Origin of the sequence: Microcystis sp. M53598_WE2, assembly GCF_030067735.1 — a bacterium.
Classification (GTDB): Bacteria; Cyanobacteriota; Cyanobacteriia; order Cyanobacteriales; family Microcystaceae; genus Microcystis; species Microcystis aeruginosa.
The window spans coordinates 1-3,690 of sequence record NZ_JASJFE010000402.1 but is presented as its reverse complement, the minus strand read 5'-3'; the positions used below and the strand labels follow the sequence as shown (position 1 = coordinate 3,690).

4 protein-coding genes and 1 pseudogene are annotated in these 3,690 nt (G+C 42.5%); 2 read left to right on the top strand and 3 right to left on the bottom strand.

Annotation, left to right across the window (positions count from 1 at the left end; genetic code table 11):
• A pseudogene (locus tag PX636_RS08615) lies at positions 1-368 on the bottom strand (lipid-A-disaccharide synthase); the annotation flags it as partial.
• A 193-nt stretch (positions 369-561) separates the two neighbouring features.
• Positions 562-1,398 carry an acyl-ACP--UDP-N-acetylglucosamine O-acyltransferase gene (gene lpxA, locus PX636_RS08610; protein WP_002761667.1) on the bottom strand — a complete coding sequence of 279 codons (837 nt, stop codon included), beginning with the start codon at positions 1,396-1,398 and terminating at the stop codon, positions 562-564.
• Positions 1,399-1,548: 150 nt separating this feature from the next.
• Between lpxA and PX636_RS08605 the strand changes: the two genes are divergently transcribed.
• A complete protein-coding gene (locus PX636_RS08605) occupies positions 1,549-2,868 on the top strand; it encodes a four-carbon acid sugar kinase family protein (protein ID WP_288116765.1) in 1,320 nt (439 codons plus the stop codon).
• Here the strand turns inward: PX636_RS08605 and PX636_RS08600 are convergent.
• Positions 2,791-2,970, bottom strand: a complete 180-nt coding sequence (locus PX636_RS08600; protein ID WP_288116764.1) for a hypothetical protein — start codon at positions 2,968-2,970, stop codon at positions 2,791-2,793. The two genes, PX636_RS08605 and PX636_RS08600, sit on opposite strands and share 78 nt — an antisense overlap.
• A gap of 9 nt (positions 2,971-2,979) precedes the next feature.
• Here PX636_RS08600 and PX636_RS08595 point away from each other — a divergent pair, with 9 nt between their 5' ends.
• Positions 2,980-3,678: a hypothetical protein gene (locus PX636_RS08595; protein ID WP_288116763.1), complete on the top strand. Its 699-nt coding sequence runs from the start codon at positions 2,980-2,982 to the stop codon at positions 3,676-3,678.
• Positions 3,679-3,690: the final 12 nt, after the last annotated feature.

Sequence of the window (3,690 nt, the reverse complement as noted above, 5' to 3'; positions counted from 1 at the left end):
GGGGCAATATAATAAATAATTGGGACATCGGGAATAATTTTTTTAGCCGACTGACCGATCGCCACATTTGCCCCCACATAATCAATTAAAATAATGATATCAGGGGGATGATCTTTAAAAAACTCTTTTGCTCGTTTTTGTAGTTGTAAGGTTGGCAAAATAAAGGGGATAGATTCAATTAATCCCATGGCAGCCAGTCGAGTGGTTTTACCCAACATTTTTGCTCCGGCTAACTCCATGCGATCGCCACCTAAAGCAAAAATTTCTAACTCAATTGCCTGGGTTTTAGCTAGTTTAAAAAGGGATTCAATCAGCATCGCTGCCTGTAAATCACCCGATACCTCACCCGTACTAATAAATATACGCATTTGGATAATTATTTGATAATAAAAGAATTCAGGAGACAGGATTGCTGGAGATAGGAGATAGGAGTCAGGATTGAGAAGACAGACTTCGGGGTGAGCTTTTGTCGAACGCTTTTTCTTCCCGCTCCCCAATTCATAATTCATCATTCATCATTCATAATTCCCACTCCCCACTCCCTGTTCCTCAATCAATAAATTATTTCCCCGGAATTAAACCGCGGCGTTTTTCTCCCGTGGTAGAGGATTGTAAAAATTGACAGAGATGTTGAACATGGGGGTTATCGGTTAAGAGAGAAACTTGTTCTAAAGCCTCCTGAAGATTTATATTAGAACGATAGATAATCCGAAAAGCTTTTTTCAGTAAAGCTAGATCTTCATCGGTAAAACCGGCCCTTTGTAAACCGACTAAATTAAGAGTTCGCACCCGACAGGGATTGCCTTCCACTAAAGTAAAAGGGGGAACATCGCGATCAATACGACTCATTCCTCCTAACATGGCCATTTTGCCAATATGAACAAATTGATGTACTCCTAAAACTCCCCCGATAACTGCTTTTGATTCGATCTGGACATGACCTGCCAAGGCGACACTATTAGCGATAATAATGTTATCTTGCAAAATACAATTATGGGCAACGTGAACATAGGCCATTAATAAATTATTACTGCCAATTTGGGTAACTTCTCCCGTATCCGTGGCGCGATTAATCGTGACAAACTCGCGAATTTGGTTATGATCACCAATTTCCACGCTACTTTCGCCACCTTTATACTTTAAATCCTGTGGTTCATTACCAATAACAGCCCCGGAAAAAATATGATTACCCTTGCCAATTTTGGTCGGACCCTCAATGACCACATGGGCATCAATAATTGTATCAGCTTCAATTTCCACATTGGCCCCGATCACAGCATAGGGACCAACTTTAACCTTGGGATCAAGTTTTGCCGACGGATGGATAACCGCAGTGGGGTGAATTAACGTATTCAAAGGGAAGTCTCCCGCGCTCAACTTCGTCACTGTATGAATCATGGTATAGCTTATCCTATATTGGACAGATTGTGATCAAGATTGATAGCGGTTGCTTGCGGAGGGGACGACTTTAATGGGGAACCAGAACCCGATAAACTATTAACCAGATTCTCTTGATTCCCCCGTCCCTCCCATCCTGATAAAAAATATATGAGCAATAATAGACCTAAAATTATAGTCTTAGATGACGACCCGACAGGTTCCCAAACAGTCCATAGTTGTCTGTTATTGATGCGGTGGGATGAAGATACTCTCCGCTTGGGATTGGCAGATAATGCGCCAATTTTCTTTGTTTTGACCAATACTCGCGCTTTAACCCCCGAAAAAGCCGAGTCTGTCACCAGAGAAGTCTGTCATAACCTGAAAACTGCCTTAACTAAAGAGGGAATCGAGGATTTTTTGGTGGTTAGTCGTTCCGATTCTACCCTGCGCGGGCATTATCCGATCGAAACTGATGTTATTGCCGAAGAATTGGGCGGTTTTGATGCACATTTCCTGATTCCAGCCTTTTTTGAGGGAGGTAGAATCACCCGTGATAGTATTCACTATTTAATCATCGATGGCGTTCCCACTCCCGTCCACGAGACGGAATTTGCTCGCGATTCGGTTTTTGCCTACCACTACAGTTATCTGCCGGATTATGTGGAGGAGAAAACGCAAGGTAAAATTAAAGCAGATGATGTGGAAAGATTTTTACTGGCAGATATCCGTCAAGGTAGTTTAGAACGACTGCAAAAGCTCAAAAATAATCAATGTGGGGTGGTAGATGGGGAAACTCAAGCGGATCTCGATCGCTTTGCTGAAGATATTTTAACCGCCGCAGGGGAGGGAAAAAAATTTTTATTCCGTAGTGCCGCCAGTATTTTAACTTCTTTGGCTAATTTAGGAACTCAACCGATCGCACCCGAATCTATGGGTAAGTATAAGCCCACGGGGGAAGCCGGGGCAATTATCGTCGGTTCCCACGTCAAAAAAACTAGCCAACAATTAGATAAACTGCTTCAACAACCCAACACCGTCGGAGTCGAAATCGATGTGACGGCATTGCGCGATCGTCCTGAGCAACGAGAGCAACCCCTAGCACAAGCTCTGGAAAAAGTCAAGCTTATTCACAAAAATAAACAAACCCCCGTGATCTATACCAGTCGGCAAGAGTTAACCTTTGCCTCTGTGCAGAAACGCCTTGATTTTGGGGTTGTCGTCTCCACCCTGTTAATGGACATTGTTAAGGGTTTACCCAGTGACATCAGTTTTTTAATCAGTAAAGGTGGAATTACCTCGAATGATGTCTTAAGTACGGGTTTAAGTCTGCAATCGGCCCGTTTACTCGGTCAGATTCTCCCCGGTGTCTCCATGGTCCGTACAGCAGCCGATCATCATCTCTTTCCTAATCTACCTGTGGTTCTTTTCCCGGGTAACGTCGGTGATGTCCAAGCTTTGGCCACAGTTTATCAACGTTTGTGCCAATAGGAGGCAATCAGTGATCAGTGAGCAGATGTGAGTTTTCAGGTTCTTCGTTACTTGGTATGGTTCGATAGGGGGGCATAAATCGACTAAATCCTTATCTGGCAAGAGATTTAATTGATTAGAAACGCAAAAGGTATCGCCAGTTCAAAAATGAAGAAAGGAACGATTAATGATATGAACAATTCGCTACAGACAAAAGGTTTTACCTTACTTCAGCTACTCGTTGGTATTATAGTTGGTATTATAATAGTTAATGCAATTGGGTCTTTTGTTTATAGACGTTGGTTCGCTAAATCGCCATCGCTTAAAACACAAGAACCATCGAATCAAGTTGTGCAGCCTGCTGCTACGAATACTTCTAACAAACAACATACACAGACGATTGGTGCAATACAACTTTCAAAGGATCAACGGCAAGAAGAAGCGGCGAGTGAGGAAGTGTATGTGCCGGATGGAGTTGAAGTCAGCGTGAAACGTTCTCGTACAATTGCCCGAACAGTGAATATTCAATGGGAGGCTCTTGGGGGGATGGATGTTAGTGTTGGGATAAAAGATATTGTGGATACATCGGTAAGAGGGGAGATAAAACGGATAAAAGGAGAAAATTTTCAAGAAAGTGAAACTATCGAATATAAAGTCGAATTGAATGGAGAGAAAAGTAATCGGTATAAACTCATCTGGATCGATACGTGGCGAAAGGGCAGCGTTGAACTTCGAGAAGAAAGTACAGAGGCAGAGAGTAAAATATATTTTCTTCCATTCGAGATTCGTGAAAAAACCGAACTTCATGTCAAGGAGATTCATTTGAATTAGCATCAAGAAAAG

Bases quoted from the DNA above. Each gene is read 5' to 3' on its own strand.
- PX636_RS08605 (WP_288116765.1), top strand. From the start codon at position 1,549: ATGAGCAATAATAGACCTAAAATTATAGTCTTAGATGACGACCCGACA.
- lpxA (WP_002761667.1), bottom strand. From the start codon at position 1,398: ATGATTCATACAGTGACGAAGTTGAGCGCGGGAGACTTCCCTTTGAAT.